Source organism: Acinetobacter pittii ATCC 19004 = CIP 70.29, assembly GCF_000369045.1.
Lineage (GTDB): Bacteria > Pseudomonadota > Gammaproteobacteria > Pseudomonadales > Moraxellaceae > Acinetobacter > Acinetobacter pittii.
This window is the reverse complement of sequence record NZ_KB849797.1, coordinates 617,113-637,840: the sequence shown is the minus strand read 5'-3', so window position 1 is coordinate 637,840 and position 20,728 is coordinate 617,113. Positions and strand designations below refer to the sequence as shown.

Annotated in this window: 19 protein-coding genes; 12 read left to right on the top strand and 7 right to left on the bottom strand. The window is 38.1% G+C overall.

What is annotated here, in order from left to right; genetic code table 11:
• Window positions 1–58: 58 nt before the first annotated feature.
• Complete coding sequence (locus F928_RS21615) at window positions 59–697, bottom strand: TetR family transcriptional regulator (protein ID WP_002120796.1); 639 nt, start codon at window positions 695–697, stop codon at window positions 59–61.
• A gap of 173 nt (window positions 698–870) precedes the next feature.
• On the opposite strand from F928_RS21615, the gene F928_RS21610 reads away from it, so the two are divergent.
• The 6 genes from F928_RS21610 to F928_RS21590 all read left to right on the top strand — a co-directional run bounded on the left by F928_RS21610 (window position 871) and on the right by F928_RS21590 (window position 6,946).
• On the top strand, window positions 871–1,896 hold the full coding sequence (locus tag F928_RS21610; RefSeq protein ID WP_002120779.1) for a ferredoxin reductase: 1,026 nt from the start codon (window positions 871–873) through the stop codon (window positions 1,894–1,896).
• 30 nt (window positions 1,897–1,926) lie between these two features.
• A complete protein-coding gene (locus F928_RS21605; protein ID WP_078221350.1) occupies window positions 1,927–3,069 on the top strand; it encodes a fatty acid desaturase family protein in 1,143 nt (380 codons plus the stop codon).
• A 159-nt stretch (window positions 3,070–3,228) separates the two neighbouring features.
• On the top strand, window positions 3,229–3,945 hold the full coding sequence (gene rph, locus F928_RS21600; protein ID WP_002120794.1) for a ribonuclease PH: 717 nt from the start codon (window positions 3,229–3,231) through the stop codon (window positions 3,943–3,945).
• A 133-nt stretch (window positions 3,946–4,078) separates the two neighbouring features.
• Complete coding sequence (locus F928_RS22720) at window positions 4,079–4,213, top strand: hypothetical protein (protein WP_262452150.1); 135 nt, start codon at window positions 4,079–4,081, stop codon at window positions 4,211–4,213.
• Between the two features lie 20 nt (window positions 4,214–4,233).
• Window positions 4,234–6,402 carry a phosphocholine-specific phospholipase C gene (locus F928_RS21595; protein WP_002120804.1) on the top strand — a complete coding sequence of 723 codons (2,169 nt, stop codon included), beginning with the start codon at window positions 4,234–4,236 and terminating at the stop codon, window positions 6,400–6,402.
• Window positions 6,403–6,778: 376 nt separating this feature from the next.
• On the top strand, window positions 6,779–6,946 hold the full coding sequence (locus F928_RS21590) for an ABZJ_00068 family colistin stress protein (protein ID WP_000938938.1): 168 nt from the start codon (window positions 6,779–6,781) through the stop codon (window positions 6,944–6,946).
• Here the strand turns inward: F928_RS21590 and nadC are convergent.
• Window positions 6,943–7,788 (bottom strand): carboxylating nicotinate-nucleotide diphosphorylase, encoded by an 846-nt coding sequence (gene nadC, locus F928_RS21585; RefSeq protein ID WP_002120703.1) that lies wholly within the window; start codon window positions 7,786–7,788, stop codon window positions 6,943–6,945. The two genes, F928_RS21590 and nadC, sit on opposite strands and share 4 nt — an antisense overlap.
• Before the next feature lie 171 nt (window positions 7,789–7,959).
• On the opposite strand from nadC, the gene ampD reads away from it, so the two are divergent.
• Window positions 7,960–8,529, top strand: a complete 570-nt coding sequence (gene ampD, locus F928_RS21580) for a 1,6-anhydro-N-acetylmuramyl-L-alanine amidase AmpD (protein ID WP_002120715.1) — start codon at window positions 7,960–7,962, stop codon at window positions 8,527–8,529.
• 72 nt (window positions 8,530–8,601) lie between these two features.
• Entirely contained in the window at window positions 8,602–10,152 is a 1,551-nt protein-coding gene (murJ, locus tag F928_RS21575; RefSeq protein ID WP_171057724.1) for a murein biosynthesis integral membrane protein MurJ, read from the top strand.
• Window positions 10,153–10,200: 48 nt separating this feature from the next.
• On the opposite strand, the gene fklB is transcribed toward murJ, so the two are convergent.
• From fklB to wza, 5 genes are all read right to left on the bottom strand, one after another.
• Entirely contained in the window at window positions 10,201–10,896 is a 696-nt protein-coding gene (gene fklB, locus F928_RS21570) for a BamJ family beta-barrel-assembly machinery protein (protein WP_002120725.1), read from the bottom strand.
• A 49-nt stretch (window positions 10,897–10,945) separates the two neighbouring features.
• Complete coding sequence (fkpA, locus tag F928_RS21565; protein WP_002120699.1) at window positions 10,946–11,671, bottom strand: BamJ family beta-barrel-assembly machinery protein; 726 nt, start codon at window positions 11,669–11,671, stop codon at window positions 10,946–10,948.
• 191 nt (window positions 11,672–11,862) lie between these two features.
• Complete coding sequence (gene ptk / locus F928_RS21560; protein ID WP_002120731.1) at window positions 11,863–14,049, bottom strand: polysaccharide biosynthesis tyrosine autokinase; 2,187 nt, start codon at window positions 14,047–14,049, stop codon at window positions 11,863–11,865.
• A gap of 19 nt (window positions 14,050–14,068) precedes the next feature.
• A complete protein-coding gene (ptp, locus tag F928_RS21555) occupies window positions 14,069–14,497 on the bottom strand; it encodes a low molecular weight protein-tyrosine-phosphatase (protein WP_002120825.1) in 429 nt (142 codons plus the stop codon).
• A 4-nt stretch (window positions 14,498–14,501) separates the two neighbouring features.
• On the bottom strand, window positions 14,502–15,602 hold the full coding sequence (gene wza / locus F928_RS21550; protein ID WP_002120808.1) for a polysaccharide biosynthesis/export family protein: 1,101 nt from the start codon (window positions 15,600–15,602) through the stop codon (window positions 14,502–14,504).
• Window positions 15,603–15,956: 354 nt separating this feature from the next.
• Here wza and tviB point away from each other — a divergent pair, with 354 nt between their 5' ends.
• From tviB to F928_RS21530, 4 genes are read left to right on the top strand one after another with little or no spacing between them, the layout of a single operon-like run.
• On the top strand, window positions 15,957–17,231 hold the full coding sequence (gene tviB, locus F928_RS21545) for a Vi polysaccharide biosynthesis UDP-N-acetylglucosamine C-6 dehydrogenase TviB (RefSeq protein ID WP_005079638.1): 1,275 nt from the start codon (window positions 15,957–15,959) through the stop codon (window positions 17,229–17,231).
• Between the two features lie 29 nt (window positions 17,232–17,260).
• A complete protein-coding gene (locus F928_RS21540; RefSeq protein WP_005079637.1) occupies window positions 17,261–18,124 on the top strand; it encodes a glycosyltransferase family 2 protein in 864 nt (287 codons plus the stop codon).
• Entirely contained in the window at window positions 18,124–19,560 is a 1,437-nt protein-coding gene (locus F928_RS21535; protein ID WP_005079635.1) for a lipopolysaccharide biosynthesis protein, read from the top strand. The genes F928_RS21540 and F928_RS21535 overlap by 1 nt, the downstream gene beginning before the upstream one ends.
• Window positions 19,557–20,720 carry a nucleotide sugar dehydrogenase gene (locus tag F928_RS21530; RefSeq protein WP_005079633.1) on the top strand — a complete coding sequence of 388 codons (1,164 nt, stop codon included), beginning with the start codon at window positions 19,557–19,559 and terminating at the stop codon, window positions 20,718–20,720. The genes F928_RS21535 and F928_RS21530 overlap by 4 nt, the downstream gene beginning before the upstream one ends.
• Window positions 20,721–20,728: the final 8 nt, after the last annotated feature.

Below are 20,728 nucleotides of genomic sequence, written 5' to 3'. Positions count from 1 at the left end.
CTTTTTCTTTCTCTCTTTACGTATTACCACATAACCTGTTTTTTGTCATTTGCCGCTTCTATCGTTCCCAGTTTGCAATCCCTCTAAAGAGTAAACGGACTTGTGTAGAAGCATTTTCAATAAAGGCAGTTTGTTGCAGCTTGAGCTGTTCACCTTGATATTGTTTCGATAGGTTGAGCCACGTCATTGCCCATGTAAATGACATATTAGTCAAAATGGTAGATAAGACATTTAAGTCTTGAGGATTTTGAATATGTTTAAAATTTTCGAGTTTAGTAAGATCAGTTGTGAGATCTTCAATCAAAAATTCGATTTCTCTGGCAATTGCTGCACGAACCGTTTCTGAGCCTCCCCAACGTTCAGCAATCATAAATTGCCATTGCTTAGGGCTATGATTCACCGCCTGCACAAATAGCTCAATACTGGTTTGGGTTTTAGCAGATTTATGTTGTAAATAACTTTGACCTAATTGATGTAAAACGCTTTTTAAATGTAGGGCAACTTGGTCAACCAGTTCTTTGCCGAGTTCATCCATGTCCTGAAAATGACGGTAGAACGCTGTCGGTACTAAACCTACTTCACGTGCAACTTCACGCAAACTGATACTACTGAACGAACGCCCAGACGTGCTTAGATGCAAGGCTGCATCGAGAAGTGCCTGACGACTTTGCTGTTTTCGTTCATCCCGTATCGACATTAAAAGAACCTATTTAAACCGTGAGCCAAAGTCTAACAAAAAAGAGCAAACTTTCATAAAAAAAATAGTGAACAAGTGTTGACTGAGTGAACAGTTATAAATATAGTGTACATATGTTCACTATACGAACATGTGTTCACTCAAATAAATAGCCAGATACAAAAGAGGAACGTATGAACGCAACACTTAGTTATCAGCCACATTGGGTTCGAGAAGATTTCGTTGATTTTGTCTTGCAGAAAATTAACGTGACTTGGGCGTGGAAAAGGGTACTTGCAGAAGTTACTGCAGTTCAGCCACTGCATACCGATATGGTGCTCATTAGACTTAAACCGAATCGTAATTTTAATTTCGATCAGGTCCGCGCAGGTCAAAGTATTTTGCTGACTTTGCTTATCGATGGCGTTTACCAACAACGTAGTTACTCGATTATTGAAGTGACAACGCAAGGTGAAATTGCTTTAGGCATTAAAGTACAAGGTTTGGTGTCTCGTGCAGCTCAACTATTACATGTGGGCGAGTGTGTTGAGATTTCACAGCCACAAGGTGATTTTATTTTGCACCAAGGTCAGCATCCTGCAATTTTGATTGCGTCAGGAAGCGGTATAACTGCAATTTATTCACTCTTGCAGCAAGCTTTAAAACAGCAACTTGAACAAATTCATGTCATTTATTTTAATCGTGCGGAAATTTTTCATGCTGAATTAAAAGCTTTGGCAGAACAGCACCCACAGCTTCAATATCACTTTTTTAATACCACCGAGCAAAAACAGCATTTAACTGAAAGCTTACTGCAAAAGCTGGTTCCAGATTTTGAGCAGACAGCAACTTATGTTTGTGGTCATCATGGCATGATGCAGAAAGCCAATGAAATTTATGCACAAAAAGGTGCTCAGTCGCAGCTTCATCAAGAGTATTTTCAGCCACTTCAAGTGACTGGTACACATGCAGCACAGCCTGTTATTTTCCGCCGTGCTCAACACGAGTTTTTAGCTGAAACAAATTTACTGAGCAGTGCAGAGCAAGCTGGTTTACGCCCACAACATGGTTGCCGTATGGGTGTCTGCAATAAATGCAGCTGTACCAAGGTAAGCGGAGTTACTCAAAACCTATTAACTGGTGAAATTGAAGATCAACCGAACCGCCCAATTAAACTATGCGTGAGCCAGGCATTAAGCCCAGTCACAATTGATCTATAAAAAGAATTAAAGAGGATTAACCCTATGAATATGGCATTAGAATTTTCTACTGTTTCTAAATCTGCTCATTTAACACCTGAACAGACTGAAGAGTTTGGTCGCCGTGTTGAGCAGATTCGCCAAGACGTGATGCAAAGCCTTGGTGAACAAGACGCGAAATATATCTACAAAGTGCGTAATTTTGTTCGCTACACCGAAATCGCTTCACGTGGTATGTTGATGTTTGGTGGTTGGATTCCGCCAGTCTGGCTACTAGGCACAGGCTTATTAGGTATTTCTAAAATTGTAGAAAATATGGAACTTGGTCATAACGTCATGCACGGTCAGTTTGACTGGTTAAATGAACCAAGCCTGAACGGTAATACTTACGATTGGGATACCATTGCCTCTGGTGATGACTGGCGTGAAACACATAACTATGTGCACCACACCTATACCAATATTGTCGGTAAAGACCATGATGTTGGTTATGGTATTTTGCGAGTAAGTGATCAACAGAAGTGGGAACCCCGCCACCTGTTTAATATTCCTCTAGGTCTACAGTTAATGTTTTTCTTTGAGTGGTATGTAGGCGTGCAAAACTTACATCTTGAAGATGCATTAGTTTATAAAACCAAGAGTTGGAAACAAGTTTGGAAAGATTCGGCTAAAGTCCGTAAAAAGGCCACGCGCCAAGTCTTAAAAGACTATGTGTTTTTCCCTGTGATCTCTGGCCCTATGTTTTTACCAGTTTTTGCAGGAAATGTAGTTGCGAATATTATTCGTAACTTGTGGTCATCTGCGGTGATTTTTAATGGTCACTTTACTGAAGATGCAGAAACGTTTGAGCCTGATAATACTGATACCGAAACTAAGGCCGAGTGGTACTTACGCCAGATTCGTGGTTCAAGTAACTTTAGTGGTACAGAATGGCTGCATTTTATGAGTGGTAACTTAAGCCATCAGATTGAGCATCATTTATTTCCAGATATGCCAGCTAACCGCTATAAAGAAGTAGCACCGAAAATTAAGGCACTTTGCGCAGAATATGGCATTAATTACAATGAAGCGAACTTTATGCGCCAGTTCTGGAGTGTATGGGTACGTTTAGCGAAATGTTCACTGCCAAACCATACCACTGGAAAAGTGATGCAGACATTAGAAAAGTTAAAAGCAAAATTTAAATTTGCATAATCTCAGTTAATTCAAAATAGCTCCTTTTTAGGGGCTATTTTTATTTCTGAATTATAAAAATTGCAGACTTACATTTGAAAGTAGGGAATAAACTCAACCTGTCAAAATCCTTTGCTATACTATGCCCAAGTTTGTATTTAAGAGAAGTTAGGAAGGATTATGCGTATTGACCAACGTGCATTAGACCAATTACGTGAAGTGAAAATTACACGAAACTACACCCGTTATGCTGAAGGTTCTGTGCTGGTCGAATTTGGTCACACCAAAGTCCTTTGTACTGCAAGCATTGATAACTCAGTGCCACGCTTTTTAAAAGGCCAAGGCCAAGGCTGGGTAACGGCGGAATATGGCATGTTACCACGTTCAACCCATTCACGTTGTGACCGTGAAGCGGCTCGTGGCAAACAAACTGGTCGTACTCAAGAAATCCAACGTTTGATTGGCCGTAGCTTACGTGCGATGGTTGATTTGAAAAAGCTTGGTGAAAACACGATTACTATCGACTGTGATGTCATTCAGGCTGATGGTGGTACGCGTACTGCTTCAATCACTGGTGCTGCTGTAGCATTGGTTGATGCGATGAATGTTCTATTGTCTCAAAAGAAAATTAAGCATGATCCGCTTAAAGGGTTGGTTGCTGCAATTTCTGTCGGTATGTATCAAGATGAAGTGTTGCTTGATCTTTGCTATGAAGAAGACTCGAACTGTCAAACTGACTTAAATGTAGTAATGACACAAGCTGGCGAGTTTATTGAAATTCAAGGTACTGCCGAAGACAAACCGTTTACCCGCGCTCAAAGCAATGCCATGTTAGAAATGGCTGAAAAAGGGATTGCCGAGCTCATTAAAAAGCAACAAGAAGCTTTAGGCTGGTAATTTTACGCTTTCTGAAAAACGCATCTTCGGATGCGTTTTTTTATGCCTTCATCAAATCGACATAAAAACATCACTTGCTTGTCACTTTTACACTTTATTAGTAGTTCGCATTTAAACCGTTTGGAAAAAACCAATGCGAAAACTTTCAATTTTATTAATTACCTATTTAGCACTCATGCTCAGTGGTTGTAACGATGATAACGACTCAGATAATTCATCGCCAACAACACCGCCCACCAGTAATTGCAAAATACACTGTGCACCATAATAAGAACTAGGATAGAACTAATGAATCGTCGCGAATTTCTTTTAAACTCTACAAAAACCATGTTTGGGACAGCTGCTTTAGCGAGTTTCCCGCTAAGTATTCAAAAAGCCTTAGCTATTGATGCCAAAGTTGAAAGTGGAACTATTCAAGATGTTAAACACATCGTGATTTTGACTCAGGAAAACCGTTCTTTCGATAATTATTTCGGAACATTAAAAGGCGTACGTGGTTTTGGTGATCGTTTTACGATTCCAATGACGGAAAGCCGAAAGGTTTGGGAACAATATGATGCGAATAAAAAGAAAGTATTGCCTTACCATTTAGATAGTCGTTTAGGAAATGCTCAGCGTGTTTCAGGTACACCTCACTCATGGTCTGATGGCCAAGCAGCTTGGGACAATGGCCGTATGAGTGATTGGGTCGCTTATAAAAAACCACAGTCGATGGGCTATTATAAAAAACAAGAAGTCGAATATCAGTTTGCTTTAGCGAATGCTTTTACCATTTGTGATGCTTACCACTGTGCTATGCATGCTGGGACCAACCCAAACCGTAAGTTTATTTGGACTGGAACTAATGGTCCTACAGGTGCAGGTGTTGCGAGTGTTGTAAATGAATTTGATGGGATTGGGGCATCAACAGAAGGTTATGAATGGACGACGTATCCTGAGCGCTTACAGCAGGCTGGCGTAACATGGAAAGTCTATCAAAATATGCCAGATAACTTTACCGATAACCCGTTAGCTGGTTTCAAACAGTATCGCCGTGCAAATGAGCAATCTGGTCAACCTGTTAGTAACGACACACTAACGTGTCCAGCATATGATGAAAAGATTGATGCGACTCAACCACTTTACAAAGGTATTGCCAATACCATGCCGGACGGTGGTTTTTTAGGAACTTTTAAAGCTGATATCGCACAAGGTAAATTACCGCAGGTGAGTTGGTTGGTCGCTCCTGCAACTTACAGTGAACATCCGGGGCCATCTAGTCCTGTACAAGGTGCTTGGTATATTCAGGAAGTATTAAATGCATTAACTGAAAACCCTGAGCTGTGGAGCCAAACCGTTTTATTGGTGAACTTCGATGAAAATGACGGTTTCTTTGACCATATTCCTTCACCAAGTGCACCTTCTAAAGATGTAAACGGTGTTGTATATGGAAAAACGACTTTAAACGATCAGCAAGTATCTTATGAGTACTTTAACCATCCAGCAGTAGCGACTTCAAAATCTCAACCTAAGCCAGATGGTCGAGTGTATGGACCAGGTGTACGCGTTCCAATGTATGTGATTTCGCCGTGGAGCCGTGGAGGATGGGTAAATTCTCAAGTCTTTGACCATACCTCTATTTTACAGTTCTTGGAAAAACGCTTTGGTGTGCAAGAACCTAACATTAGCCCTTACCGCCGTGCTGTATGTGGTGATTTAACGACGGCATTTAATTTTAAAACACCGAACCTTCTGCCTGTTGCTGAACTAGATGGGAAGAAAACCAAAGCCGAAGCCGATGCGATTCGTGTTGCTCAAGCTTTATTGCCACAAGTTCCTGTTCCGAGCCAGCAGCAATTTCCTCAGCAGGAAATGGGAATTAGGCCATCACGTGCTTTGCCATATATTTTGCACACCAGTGCCAAAGTCGATACCACTCAAAAAACGATTAAGCTGATGTTCTCTAATACAGGTAAACAAGCAGCCGTTTTCCATGTCTATAACCGATTAGATCTTACGGCAATTCCACGTCGTTATATGGTTGAAGCGGGTAAACAGCTTGATGATGTATGGAATACTGCAAATGGACAGTACGATTTATGGGTACTTGGACCAAATGGTTTCCACCGTGCGTTTAAAGGTAATTTGAGTCAAGCTAACCAGACTCAAGCATTACCGGAAATTAGAGTATGTGTGGAAGAGTGTGATGCGAATTTGTATTTAAAAGTGCGTCATGATGGTAATAAGTCAGTCAAGCTAAACGTCAAAGCAAATGCTTATCTTCCAAATAAGACATGGACGATTGAAACCAATAGTTCTGAAAAAGAACTGGTTTGGGATATGTCTGAATTTGGTGGTTGGTATGACTTCACTGTGACTTTAGCTGATGATGCTACGTTTAGTCGTCGTTTTGCAGGACGTATAGAAACTCAAGAAGATTCAATTTCTGATCCTTATATGGGTTATCTAGAGTCTTAAGTTATATAGTCTGAATTGGAATTGTTATTTAAAGTCGATTTAGATGACTTTGATAAAAAAGCACGGCCTTATATCACATGAAATTCAAATAGATGTTGTATAGGCTTCCTCACTTTTGAAAGGTCAAAAGTGACAAAAACCTCTGTTTCTCTGATGTTACTTCCATATAACACAGAGAAACGGTGACATCCATGTCACCTGTCACGATAGTAAATGCAGGGTTTAGGCTGTTGATATAAAACTTTATGCGTAAAATATTGTCGTATAGATGAATAATAAAAATAAAGGCTTACCTTTTGTAACAGAATCTCCTAAGCCTGGTCATATTTATCTTTTACCTTGAAACCCTGAATTTTTAAAGTAATGGGGAAAATTTATGCTACAAGGTTTTATTGTATTATTAGCAGTCGTTACATTTGTTTTAATGGCTGCCGATCCACGTGATGGGGGGGCACAAGCGACTCAGTCAGCGTGGCAAAAAACACAAGCGGCGGACATGACCAAGTCGCAAAAAAATACCAATAATGACGCAGATTTTATCTAAACATTAAAACGCATAGATAAATCAACAGCTCTAACGTCTTTAGTTAGGACGCCCATAGAAATATAGTCAACGCCAGTGGTGGCAACTTCACGCAAGTTTTCAATGGTGATATTGCCAGAGGCTTCGAGTTTACAGCGACCTGCTACATGTTTAACTGCATCAATCATTTGCTGTTGACTGAAGTTATCGAGCATGACAATGTCCGCGCCAGCTTCAAGCGCTTGATTTAGCTCATCCCAAGTTTCAACTTCGACTTCAACTGGTTTACCCGGCGCGATTTGATGTGCTTTGGCAATTGCCTGAGCAATACCTCCCGCTGCCATAATATGGTTTTCTTTAATTAAGAACGCATCAAATAAACCAAGACGATGGTTTTGTCCACCCCCGATAGCAACCGCATATTTTTGTGCAATACGTAAGCCTGGTAGGGTTTTACGTGTATCGAGAAGTTTTGTATTTAAACCTTCAAGATGCTTAACATATTCAGCAGTTTTTGTTGCAACAGCAGACAAAGTTTGAATAAAGTTTAAAGCAGGGCGCTCTACAGTCAGTAAGCTACGTGCAGAACCAGCAAGCTTTAAAAAGGCTTCGTTTGCAGCAACACGTTCACCTTCTTGTTTTAGCCAAGTCACTTGAACAGTATTGTCATAAGCTGAGATGAGTGCATTTACCCACGGCTGTCCAGCTAAAACCATATCTTCGCGGCTAATAATGGTTGCAGTGGCTTGCTCATCTTCAGGTGTGAGCATCGCGGTAATGTCACCGTCCCCAATATCTTCTTGTAATGCTTGTTGAATATTGATTTGAATTGATTGTTCAAGCAAAGACTGAGGTATGCTCATACGGTTTCCATTTTGTCGATGACCCTAAAACTTGCGATATATTAGCATCGTCGACCTGAAAAATAAGCTGTTTTATGAGATTAATCGCGATAAACAATCGCATTTACTACTTTGAAAAGCACATAACTGTTTTAAACTAAAACAATTGGCAAGCAATTTATTGGCGTCTCAATGAAGCAAATCACACCGTATGAAGTTATAGATGGACAATTAAAAGGGGCGAGACAAATCCCTTCTCCAAATTTTAACCAGCGTCCGACTGGCACCGAAATTCAAATGATTGTGGTTCATAATATTAGTTTGCCGCCGTCTCAATTTGGAGGTGGCTATATTGAGCAGTTTTTTCAAAACAAATTAGATTGGTCAGTTCATCCTTATTTTCAGACTATTGAAGGCATGCAGGTTTCTACACATCTGTTAATTTTACGAACAGGTGAAGTCCTACAGTTTGTTAACTTTAACGAGAGAGCATGGCATGCGGGGCGTTCAAGTTATTTAGCTAAAGTAGAATGCAATGATTATTCAATTGGTATAGAACTTGAAGGAAGTGATGATTTACCTTTTGAAGACGTACAATATGAAGTGCTAACTGACGTTGTTACCGCTATCCGTCAGGCTTATCCTGAAATTAAAAACCATATAGCAGGGCATTCAGACATTGCACCGGGCCGAAAAACCGATCCGGGGCCTTATTTTAAATGGCAACACTTTAGACAACTGTTAGCACAGAAAAAAACTTGAGTTCATTCATCATTTCACAACGAAAAGATTTTCTAGTTTCATTACAATAGCGTCTTTCGAATATAGCTGTAGGTGAGTGCGATGGCATTGTGGCGATCGACTTTTATTGTCAGTGCAATGACGATGTTGTCACGAGTGTTAGGGCTCGTGCGTGACGTCGTATTGCTCAACGTGTTTGGTGCAGGTAAAGATTTTGATACCTTCGTCGTCGCTTTTCGTATTCCCAACTTCTTTCGACGACTATTTGCCGAAGGCGCCTTTTCTCAGGCCTTTATCCCAGTCTTAACTGAATATAAAACGGGTCGAGCACACGCTGAAGTACAGATCTTAATTAGTCGGGTATTTGGCTGTTTGCTCACAGTCATGACCTTACTGACTTTTGTGGCTATGGTTTTAGCACCTGCAATCATCTATATGTACGCACCGGGCTTCCACAGTGACCCGGAAAAGTTCGATTTAGCCGTCAGCATGTTCCGTTTGACTATTCCATATCTAATGTTTATGTCGCTCACGGCTTTTGCTAGCAGCATCTTAAATAGTTATGGCTCGTTTGCCTCACCAGCTTTTTCACCAGTTTTGTTAAATGTAGCGATGATCGCAGGAGCGTGGTGGCTTACGCCGTATATGGCTGAGCCAATCAAAGCACTAGGCTGGTCAGTTGTTGCGGCTGGGGTATTACAGTTAGCGATACAAATTCCTGAATTGTGGCGTAAAAACCTACTGATTCCACCTAAAGTTGATTTTAAACATGAGGGTGTAGAGCGTATTTTAAAATTAATGCTTCCAGCATTATTTGGTGTATCGGTGACTCAGATTAACCTATTGCTAAATACGATTTGGGCATCTTTCATGCAAGATGGTTCAGTGTCTTGGCTCTACAGTGCTGAGCGTATGACTGAGCTACCTTTAGGTTTAATTGGTGTTGCGATTGGTACAGTAATTTTGCCTTCACTTTCTGCCCGTCATGCAGAGCAGGATCAAGCAAAGTTCCGCGGTATGATCGACTGGGCTGCAAAAGTCATTGTATTGGTAGGGTTGCCGGCAAGTATTGCTTTATTTATGCTTTCAACACCGATTATTCAAGCATTATTCCAGCGTGGTGAGTTTGATCTACGTGATACACAAATGACAGCTCTAGCATTGCAATGTATGAGTGCTGGTGTAATTTCTTTCATGCTTATTAAGGTATTTGCACCCGGTTTCTATGCACAACAAGACACAAAAACACCAGTGCGCGTAGGCTTAATGTCAGTTGCAGCTAATGCGATTTTAAACGTTGTATTTATCGGCTTCTTTAAGCTTATTGATTGGCATGCAGAACATATGGCACTTGCACTAGCATCTTCAGGTTCAGCGTTAGTAAATGCCGGTTTACTCTACTTCTATTTGCATAAGCGTAATATTTTCCGATTTGGTCCGCATTGGAAGAAATTAGGACTTCAATATGGTTTAGCGAACCTTGCTATGATTGTAGCGCTTTGGTTTGGGCTCAATTGGTATAACGGAGAGCTTTCACAGTGGTTACGTGTTGCCGAAGTCGTAGGGCTATGTTTAGTTGGGATAATTGCTTACCTGATCGGTTTAATCCTTACGGGTTTTCGACCTAGAGATTTAAAACACTAAAAATAAAAAAGCGATCTTAAAATGATCGCTTTTTTTATACTAATACATTTATTTTGGCAAAACTTGCAGCAGTTCAATATCGAAAATTAAAGTGCTATTCGGACCAATCGTGTCACCTGCACCAACTTCACCGTAAGCGAGATTTGCGGGGATAAAGAAACGAGTTTTACCACCTTCTTTCATGGTTTGTAGACCTTCAGTCCAGCCTGCAATCACTTGGCTGAGTTGAAACTCAACTGGATGATTACGTGCGATTGAGCTGTCAAACACAGTTCCGTCAAGTAAACGGCCTTCATAATTTACTTTAACACGTGATACAGCTTTCGGTTTTTTACCTGTACCTTCTTTTAATACTTGGTATTGGAGACCTGATTTAGTCGTGATTACGCCCGATTTTTTTGCATTATCAGCAAGAAATGCAGCACCTGCTTGAGCATTTTGTTGACCTACTTTTTGAAATTCAACAAGCTGCTTAGCTTCTAAAGTTTTTTTATAATCATTAATCGCTTTCGCCATTTCTTCGTCAGTTAAGCGTGCGGTTTTGTTCTGAGCACCTTCTTGTAAACCCTGATAAAAAATATCAAGATTTAGATCTGTTAGAGCATCAGTATTATTACGGCCCATTAAATAGCCATAGCTATAGCTAAATTGTTCTTTTGCTGGGCTTTTATTTGTAATAGGTGCAGCAGCAAAAACAGATAAACTCATCGTTGATGTTGCAATAATTAAACCAATTTTTTTCATGCCGTTTTCCAAAAAAAAGGAGAGTACTGTTTTACTCTCCTGAATGTTTTTATTTCACTGAAATGAGTTCTACATCAAAAATCAGCGTACTGTTTGCTGGAATGCCAGGAAGTTCCTGAGGACCATAAGCAAGATTAGATGGAATAAAGAACGTCGCTTTACCACCTTCTTTCATGAGCTGAAGTCCTTCAGTCCAACCTGGAATAACCTGATTGAGAGGAAACTCAACAGGCTCACCGCGCTTATAAGAACTATCAAATACTTGACCGTTAATTAAACGGCCTTCGTAATGTACTTTAACCATAGACTGCGCAGTTGGTTGTTTACCTGTGCCTTCTTTAGTGATGATATATTGCAAGCCAGAGGCTGTAGTTTTTACACCAGCTTTTGTTTTATTTTCTGCAAGGAATTGAACATCTGCAGATTCAGACACTGCACCAGCGGCTTGCTCTGGTTTATCTTGTTGTTGCATTTTTTGTTGCAATTCTTTTTCATAAGCAGCAACAGCAGCTTTTAACTCTTCTTGAGTATAAGCACTTGGTTGCTTATTACGAGCATCATGAATCCCTTTCACAAATGATTTTGTGTCTAGTTCAGGTGGAGTTTGCTGAGCAACTTCGTATCCAAGAACATAACTGATTTTTTCAATTGGAGAGGCATTTTTATTTGCTTTGCTTCCGACTTCTGTGGTCGGATGTTGGCTTGCATAATAAACTGGTACAAGTGCAGCACCGCCTAAAACTACAGCGACAGCAATGGGTAAGGCTTTACTCATAAAAGGTTCCAAAAATAATCATTTGAGTCTAAAAAGGCTGCTTTTGATCTTAGCATGCTTAAGCATAGAATGTTTAAGAAAAAAAACGAGTGGTTTTTTATATATTTTAGTTAGTTTTAGTAGGGATAGACTTAAAAAAATCTTAAATAAAAAACCGGATCATTTGATCCGGTTTTTTTATCACTTTACGATTAATCTTCTTTTTGTGCTTTATAAGCATAGGCATAGTTATAGCCATAACCATAACCCGCGCTCGCACGTTGAATATCGTTAAGAATAAAGCCGTTGACTTTAACACCTGCTTGTTCAAAGCGATTAAGCGTTAATTCAAGCTCTTTCATTTGCGACTTAGCATAACGCGCAACAATTAAGTTCACGCCTGTATATTGCGAAATAATAATACCATCGGTTACTGCAAGTACTGGTGGAGTATCGATAATGATGTGGTCATACTGACTTTGTAGTTGTTCAAGTAGTTCTTTAAATTGGTTAGAGCTTAAAATCTCTGAAGGATTTGTTGGACTCTTACCGCGAGTAATCACATCAAGGTTAGCAACTTGAGTTTTATGCAAAACTTTTTGTAGATCAGCTTGTCCACTCAATAACTCAGAAAGACCTGGCTTAACATCTACATCGAAGTATTTATGCATATAACCACGGCGCATATCGGCATCAATGAGTAATACACGCTTGTCGCTTTGAGCAAAAATAGTTGCAAGGTTGGTTGAAATAAACGATTTACCAACTTCTGGTGAAGGGCCAGCAATCATAATGATATTGTTTTTTGCATTTGCTAATGCAAAGTGAATCGCGGTACGGATACTACGTAAGCTTTCAATTGCAATATCATCACTATTTTTAACTGCAAGAATAGGAATACTCTTCTTTTTCTTTAAAATCTTGATACGACTTTCTTGAATTGGAGAACGTGGTACGGTTGCATAGACTGGTAAATCCAACTCATTTTCAATTTGCCCAGAATCTTTAATGCCTGTACGTAACATATTACGTAGTAGGGCGACTAGTGTTCCAATAAAACCGCCCACAAATAAAGATAAAATAAGAACTAACAGTTTTCTTGGTTTAATTGGCTTAACTGGCTCGACTGCAGTGTCAACAATACGTACGTTGCCTATTTCACCTGCTTTGGCGATACGAAGTTGTTGGTACGAGTTGAGAAGCGCTGTGTAGAGCTGTGTTTTTACCTCTACCTCACGATACAATTGTAAATATTGACGTTGCACATCAGGTAGTTGTTTTAAGGTGCTATTTAACTCACCAATTTGTTTATTAATAGCAGCGAGCTGCCCATTAATTTCACGCATTGCAGGGTGTTCAGCAGTATATTTTGCCGCCATCTCAGCTTGCTTTTGCTCAAGCTCAGCCTTTTTGGTCTCTAAAGTAATACTTTGAGTTAAGTACAACTCAGACTCTTTAGTGACATCAACTGTGTTGTATTGTTGACGGAACTTATTAAATTGACGCTCTGCATCGTCTAATTGCTTTTTAAGATCTGGAAGTTGTTCATCTAAGAACTTTAAAGTTTGAGCAGACTCAGCCGAACGACGTTCAATATTTTGTGCACTATAAGTTGCCAGAATTGCATTTAAAACTTTAGTAATATGTTCTTTATCTTGACCTTGATAATTTAGACCTAAAACACCTGTAAGTTTGCCACGTTCTGCGACAGAATAATTTACGCTAAGTGAATTTACAGCAGCAGGTAAGGACAAATTAGTAATATTATAGGTCGCATCAAGTTGATCTTTGGCAAAAATTGCAACCTTCCAGAGTCCATGTGGCCCAGTAACATGGTTAGCCCGGTTCAACGGAACTGTTAATATTACCTCTTCAGTTTCTGGGTCAGTTAAAGTTAAAGATTGTTTATCAAAATTAAGAAGTAAGTTTTTGTCTAGATAATAATTCGGAACTTCAAATTCACGCACTTCAAAACTTTTAAGGTTATCTTGAAATAAAACCGATTTTTTTGTGTACTCGGTTTTATATTCTGTGTCGCTTAATAATCGGTGAGTAAGCGTATCTTCTGTACTGGAAATTTGTATATTTAGATGTAACTCTTTAATGACAGAGCCTAGAACCAAGCGAGATTTTAAAATTTCAATTTCAGCTTGCGCTGGTGATTTTTGCTCAATCATTTGCGACAAATCACCTAAAAGTGCAGCAGAAGCCCCTTTACTGTCTTCAACTTGGACCAAAGCATCAACCGAATAGGTATCTGGCGTTACGCGTAAATAGAGTAGAGCAAATACAACGCTTAAAATAACGCATAGAGCAATAAGCTTCCACTGAGCGATCAGCGAAAAAAACAGTTCTTTTAAGTCAATTGTATCTTCGGTATTAGTATTCTGTTGGTTCATATGCTTAAAAATCTATACGTTAAATATAAGGTTTCCAATCAGCCACACACTGCTGAATGAGTTGGAAAGTTTCATCAAAAACAACTTGATCGTGCTGGTAGGGATCAGGCACATTTTTGTTCTGCCAGTGGCCTAGGCGATAGGTTTTACCTTTTGCAAAGGGCCAAGTCTGCTCAATATGCTTTTGCTGATTGTGACTCATGACCAAAATAAGGTCAGCTTTTTTAATATGCGAAGCATTAAGTTTACGGGCAATATGTGGTTGCATATCGATGCCTAAGCGTTGCATACAAAGTTGTGCTTTACTGTCTGCTTGATGACCTACAAGTCCAGAAATACCAGCAGATTCAATATTTAGTTGGGGGTATTGCTGTTTTAACAAATACTCTGTCATAGGACTACGACAGATATTTCCAATACAGACGACTAAAATATTTTTAATTTGCATAATATTATTGTCCCAAACGGTCTATGTTATATAAAGCATTTGAGAAAGGAATAATCTGGTTAATTACACGTTGCCAACGTGTTAAACCAGTCGCATCAACGTAGACAATATCATTACTACGTAGTTTGAATTGATTCGCTAGACCAAAATCACCAATACTTAAAAGATTTAAGTGATAAATTTCAGTGGTATAATCATTTGGATTAGTACGCACTACATAGATCTTACTTGCACTACCAGAAGCTGGATTAATACCTAAACTTTCCCCGAGAGCATCACTTAAAGTCATACCCTGATCGCGCATTGGTAAAGCTTGACTTTTTCCAGCTTCACCCATGACATAAATTTTTTGGTTCTCACGTGTGCTGACATAAATGGTGTCATTGGGTTGAACGAGTAGCTTATGAAGTGAATAGCCAGCTTTTTCTAAATCAATTGTGTTTAGATTATAGGTCCGACCATTTCGAACGAGTTGAATATAAGTGTTATCACCCGTAGTGGTGACTCCACCTGCCATACCTAATGCAGTATATATACTTACAGGCTGGTCACTTAAATAAAATTGCCCACCTTTTGTGACGCTACCTTGAACAGAAAAGCGCTGTCCTTCATAAGATACTACACGAACTATAACATCCGGATTTTTTAAGAATCGGGCAAGTTGACCACGTAATTCACGGTTTACTTGAGCAAGCGTTTTACCAGCAGCTTTGTAGCGGCCAACTAAAGGAAATTGAATATAACCCGTTTGATCGATTGGATAACCATTTGATTGAGTTGACTGTTCATTATTAATGTTATTGAGCGGAGGGGTAATTTCTGGATAAGCCCAGAGCTGAATAGAAAGAACGTCACCTGAGCTTAAACGATAAATAGGTTGTTGAGTTTTAAATAAGGATGCGTAGTCATGTTGATAGTTAATTTGAGCAGGCTGAATGACCGGTAGCGTTTCTTGAGAAATTTTAACTACATTTACGGTAGTTCCGAGGTCAGTTTTATAAACACCTTCACTTGGAAGATCATAAGTTTGTAAACCGGAAGTAACCGCACAGCTAGCGGCACTCAAACTCAAGGCAAGAACAGAAAAAAACTGGCAATACTTCACACGCAACCCTTTGTGTATTTATCTTTAATTGATATTGGCTACTGCTTAGTGACAAGTGTCTATTAAACGCAGGCTGAACTGATTCTAGCTGAAAAGTAATGAAAAAACACCGAAAAATCGCAAGGCTTTGTATGTTTAGTTTAACTGGGGAGGGCTTTTAAACAGTATTCACAGTGTAGAAATATTAAAAATGTATAGTTTGGGCTAAGTGGAGAAAGATTGATTATAAATGTTGTAAACACATTTATACAATTGGCATACGGCGGTAATTAAAAATCTGATATAGTACGCTGCACAGTTAATGCCAAAAGCATGATTTATTAGATATATACTCTAAGGAAAAGGCTCGTTTGTATGCAAATTGCCAAATTAAAAATAGCAATTATTGGGTTGGGCTATGTTGGCCTGCCGTTGGCAGTTGAGTTTGGTAAAAAAGTACCTGTTGTCGGTTTTGATATTTATCAAAAACGTATAGATGAGCTTAAGAGTGGTCAAGATCATACCTTAGAAGTCTCTTCAGAGGAGCTGAAGCAAGCAGTTCAATTGACTTATAGTGCTGACCTTAATGATTTAAAAGGTTGTAACTTTTTTATTGTGACTGTTCCAACACCAATTGATGACTTTAAACAACCAGATTTAACACCTTTAATTAAAGCATCGACCAGTATTGGTCAGGTGCTTAAAAAGGGTGACATAGTTGTATATGAATCTACTGTGTATCCAGGTGCAACAGAAGAAGTGTGTATTCCTGTTTTAGAAAAAGTTTCAGGTTTAAAATTTAACCAAGACTTTTTTTCAGGTTATAGCCCCGAGCGTATCAATCCTGGTGACAAACAGCACCGTGTCACTAATATTTTAAAAATCACCTCAGGTTCAACCCCTGAAGTGGCGGATTATGTTGATGACGTTTATAACTTGATTATTGAAGCGGGGACACATAAAGCACCTAGTATTAAGGTAGCAGAAGCAGCTAAGGTCATTGAAAACACGCAGCGTGATGTGAATATTGCTCTGATTAATGAATTAGCGCTTATTTTTAATAAATTAAATATCGATACGGAAGATGTGCTCAAGGCGGCAGGTACGAAGTGGAACTTTTTACCCTATCGTCCAGGATTGGTCGGTGGGCACTGTATTGGTGTAGATCCATATTATCTGACCCATAAAGCTCAATCGATTGGGTTACATCCAGAAATTATTTTGGCTGCCCGTCGTTTAAATGATCGTATGGGTGAATATGTGGCAACACAGCTCATTAAAGAAATGGTGAAGCAGCGAATACAAGTTGTTGGCGCGCGCATTTTGGTGATGGGGCTTAGCTTTAAAGAAAACTGTCCAGATATCCGTAATACAAAAATTGTCGACTTTATTAAAGCCCTTAAAGAGTATGATTTAGATTTAGATATCTATGACCCGTGGGTAGATGATACAGAAGTACAACACGAATATGGTTTAGGACCAATTAAAGAACTGCAACAAGGCTTGTATGATGCGATCGTTATTGCGGTAGCACATAACCAGTTTAAATCTATGAGTGTTGACGAGTTCCATGCTTTAGGTAAAGAAAAGCATGTGCTTTATGATTTGAAATATATTTTGGATAAAGAAGAGTCAAATCTCAGATTGTAATCACCATTTCATAGGTCATCTTATTTGATATGAATAATAATAAAATTGCGTTGGTAGTCATTGTGTATGGCAAAGCATTAGAAGATGCTTTGACTATACAAAGCTTGCTAGACTTTGAGCGAAAACTGGATCATTTACTTATTGTAAATAATGGTCCTAGAGTAATAGATGAAAATAGTGCAGTGTTGTCTGCATTGGCACAAAAACACCACCACGTTGTTTTGGAAAATCAGGTGCAAAATAAGCCTTTGAGTTGGATTTATAATGATTTTATCCAGCAATATGACGCTGATTATTATGTCTTATTTGATGATGATACGGAAATTAATATTGAGTATCAGAACATACTATTTACAGCACAGGATATTGATATTGAGTTGCCAAAAATCATTTCTATGAGTGATAAAGTGCAATATTATCCCTTGGTAGATGGGGTAATAGAGCAAAAAGATGGAATCATTTCTAATGCAAAAGAAGTATTCTCTATTGGTTCAGGTTTGGTGATTTCTAAAGGCGTAAAACAATATTTTATAGAAAATAAAATGGAGTTGTTCGATTCACACTTTGCCCTATATGGTGTGGATTTTAGCTTTTTTAGAAAGATTAACCGCATCAAGCAAAAAAGTAAGGTTTTTAACATATCTTCTCGTAGCTATATCAATCATTCTTTATCACGTGCTGAAAAAGAAACAAATGCATGGCGTGACAAAGAAAGGTTATATGATTTAGTACTGACTCTAAAATATTATTACTCTTATGCTGAATTACGAATTTTAAAATTATTTTTAAGAAAAATATTAGGTGGAAAAATAAAAGATGCATTACTTATTTTGAGTACTGCATTTAATGGCGCTCATCCAAGATGTAGCACTAATCGTAAGGATATATATTGATGTCTTTAGTGCAAAGTGTGAAGTGGATCACTGTAAGTCAAGTATTTAAAATAGTTGCTCAGCTAATATCAATATTTTATTTAACAACTCTAATCCCACCTCAGGAGTATGGTGTGCTAGCAATGGCTGCTGTTGTGATGAATTTTGCTAGTATATTTAATGAGCTGGGGACTGGTGCCGCAATTATTCAGAAACAAGGTATTTCAGTTGGATTTTATAATTTTATTTATAAAATTAATATGGCAACAGGTTTTTTTGTAATGTTCAGTGTTTTGTTGCTCTCACCATTAATTGTATATTACTTTCAAGAACCCAAATTATATAATATTTTATTTTTACTTTCTTTTAGCTTTCCTATAGTTGCTTTGAGTATTACTCATAAATCTAATTTTGAGAAGGAACAAAAATTTAAATTTTTGGCTAAAGTTGAAATTTTTTCTAGCTTAGTTGGGTTGTTGTTTGCTATTGTAATGGCAAATTTGAATTTTGGTGTATATAGTTTAATTGCACAAATATTAGTTAGTGTGTTTTTGTTTACTATTATAGTGGTAAGGTTCTCTGATCTTCATTTAAGTTTAAAAACTAAAATTGATAAAAGTGAAGTTTCTGGTGTTTTAGGATTTAGTGGTAATTTATTTTTATTTAATTTGATTAATTATTTTACTAGAAATTTGGATTCTATATTAATTGGACGTTTTTTTTCATCAGCAATTTTAGGTGTTTATTCTCTAGCTTATAGAATTATGCTGTTTCCAATTCAAAACTTAACATTTGTAGTTTCTAGAGCTTTTTTACCTCATTTGACCAAAGATTTAGATAATATTGCAAAAAATAGAGATGATTATTTTAAGTGTGTTTTTATTATTTTATCTTTATGTTCTCCATTAATGTTAGGGTTGGCAGCATTATCAAAAGACTTTGTTCTTATATTCTTTGATGAAAAATGGTCTTTATTATCTGACTTGCTGGTCTGGTTGGCGCCTACAGCAATAATACAGTCTATTTTGAGTACCACAGGAACGGTTTTTACAGCGTATGCGAAAACATTTTGGCTTTTTTTGCTAGGCTCTATCGGTGCTGCCTTAATGGCTGGTGCTTTCTTTTGGGGTGTTCACTTTGATATTAAAACACTAGCGAAGTTTTATTTTTTTGCAAATATTCTTAACTTCTTTCCAGTTATGATATTGCTAGGTAGAGTTTTAAAATTTTCATTAATGGATATTTTAAAGATTATATTTAAAACTACTTTCCCTGCGTTTGTTATGTATTTGGGGGTGGTTTTTTTAAATAATAATATTTTTTTGAATTCCATGGTGTTTCAGTTTTTATTAAAAGTAATATTGGGTTTTCTAATTTACATATTTATCTATTTGATAATAAATCGAGCAGTAGTGAGTATGTTACTTAATCAGTTAAAAGTGAGATTGGTAAAATGAAGATCTGTGTTGTTGGTACAGGTTACGTGGGCTTATCGAATGCGATGCTGTTTTCTAAACAACATGAAGTAACTGCCCTCGATATTGATGCAACAAAAATTGATAAACTTAATCAAGGCATATCTCCTATTCATGATGACCTTATTCAAGAATATTTGATTGATAATTCAAATTTTAAAGCAACATTAGATAAACATTCTGCATATGTGGATGCGGAAGTCATTATTATTGCTACACCGACCAATTACGATGAAGCAAGCAATTATTTCGATACGAGTTCGATTGAATCTGTGCTTGAAGATTTAAACCAACTAAAAAGCGATGCGATTATTGTGGTGAAGTCTACAATTCCTGTCGGTTTTACTGAGCGTATGAAGGAGACTTTTTCAGCATTGAAAGTTGTTTTTTCTCCGGAATTTTTACGTGAAGGCAAGGCATTATACGACAACTTGTATCCGTCAAGGATCGTGGTGGGTAATACCTCGGAAGTTGGTGCATTAGTTGGACAATTATTTAAAAATGCTAGTTTAAGACCTGATGTAGATGTACTACAAATGGATGCAACGGAAGCTGAAGCTGTAAAGCTTTTCTCAAATACTTATTTGGCAATGCGTGTTGCTTATTTTAATGAGTTAGACTCATATTGTGCATCACGTGGACTAAACTCAAAAGATATTATTCAGGCTGTAGGTTTAGATCCACGTATTGGAGCACATTATAACAATCCATCATTTGGTTATGGTGGATACTGTTTACCAAAAGACACAAAGCAATTGCTAGCCAATTATCAAGATGTCCCGCAAAATTTGATCGGAGCAATTATCCAGTCAAATACAACACGAAAAGATTTTATTGCCGAGCAAATTTTGGCAAGAAAACCCAAAGTGGTTGGTGTGTATCGTTTAGTAATGAAACAAGGTTCAGACAACTTTAGACAATCTGCAATTCAAGGTGTGATGAAGCGCCTGAAAGCCAAAGGTGTTGAAGTCGTCGTGTTTGAGCCAAGTTTAAATGAGTCAACATTTTTTAACTCACGTGTGTTGACCGATTTTGATAGTTTTAAACAAGAGTCGGATGTGATTATTGCAAACCGTATGGTGAGTGAGCTCGAAGACGTCATTGACAAAGTTTATACTCGTGATTTATTTGGTGAAAATTAATTATACTT

Coding starts and splice junctions, on each gene's coding strand:
- F928_RS22720 (WP_262452150.1), top strand. CDS start 4,079: ATGCGAAAACTTTCAATTTTATTAATTACCTATTTAGCACTCATGCTC.
- F928_RS21530 (WP_005079633.1), top strand. CDS start 19,557: ATGAAGATCTGTGTTGTTGGTACAGGTTACGTGGGCTTATCGAATGCG.
- nadC (WP_002120703.1), bottom strand. CDS start 7,788: ATGAGCATACCTCAGTCTTTGCTTGAACAATCAATTCAAATCAATATT.
- ampD (WP_002120715.1), top strand. CDS start 7,960: ATGAAGCAAATCACACCGTATGAAGTTATAGATGGACAATTAAAAGGG.
- tviB (WP_005079638.1), top strand. CDS start 15,957: ATGCAAATTGCCAAATTAAAAATAGCAATTATTGGGTTGGGCTATGTT.
- F928_RS21615 (WP_002120796.1), bottom strand. CDS start 697: ATGTCGATACGGGATGAACGAAAACAGCAAAGTCGTCAGGCACTTCTC.
- rph (WP_002120794.1), top strand. CDS start 3,229: ATGCGTATTGACCAACGTGCATTAGACCAATTACGTGAAGTGAAAATT.
- fklB (WP_002120725.1), bottom strand. CDS start 10,896: ATGAAAAAAATTGGTTTAATTATTGCAACATCAACGATGAGTTTATCT.
- F928_RS21540 (WP_005079637.1), top strand. CDS start 17,261: ATGAATAATAATAAAATTGCGTTGGTAGTCATTGTGTATGGCAAAGCA.
- F928_RS21595 (WP_002120804.1), top strand. CDS start 4,234: ATGAATCGTCGCGAATTTCTTTTAAACTCTACAAAAACCATGTTTGGG.
- F928_RS21590 (WP_000938938.1), top strand. CDS start 6,779: ATGCTACAAGGTTTTATTGTATTATTAGCAGTCGTTACATTTGTTTTA.
- F928_RS21605 (WP_078221350.1), top strand. CDS start 1,927: ATGGCATTAGAATTTTCTACTGTTTCTAAATCTGCTCATTTAACACCT.
- F928_RS21535 (WP_005079635.1), top strand. CDS start 18,124: ATGTCTTTAGTGCAAAGTGTGAAGTGGATCACTGTAAGTCAAGTATTT.
- ptp (WP_002120825.1), bottom strand. CDS start 14,497: ATGCAAATTAAAAATATTTTAGTCGTCTGTATTGGAAATATCTGTCGT.
- F928_RS21610 (WP_002120779.1), top strand. CDS start 871: ATGAACGCAACACTTAGTTATCAGCCACATTGGGTTCGAGAAGATTTC.
- fkpA (WP_002120699.1), bottom strand. CDS start 11,671: ATGAGTAAAGCCTTACCCATTGCTGTCGCTGTAGTTTTAGGCGGTGCT.
- ptk (WP_002120731.1), bottom strand. CDS start 14,049: ATGAACCAACAGAATACTAATACCGAAGATACAATTGACTTAAAAGAA.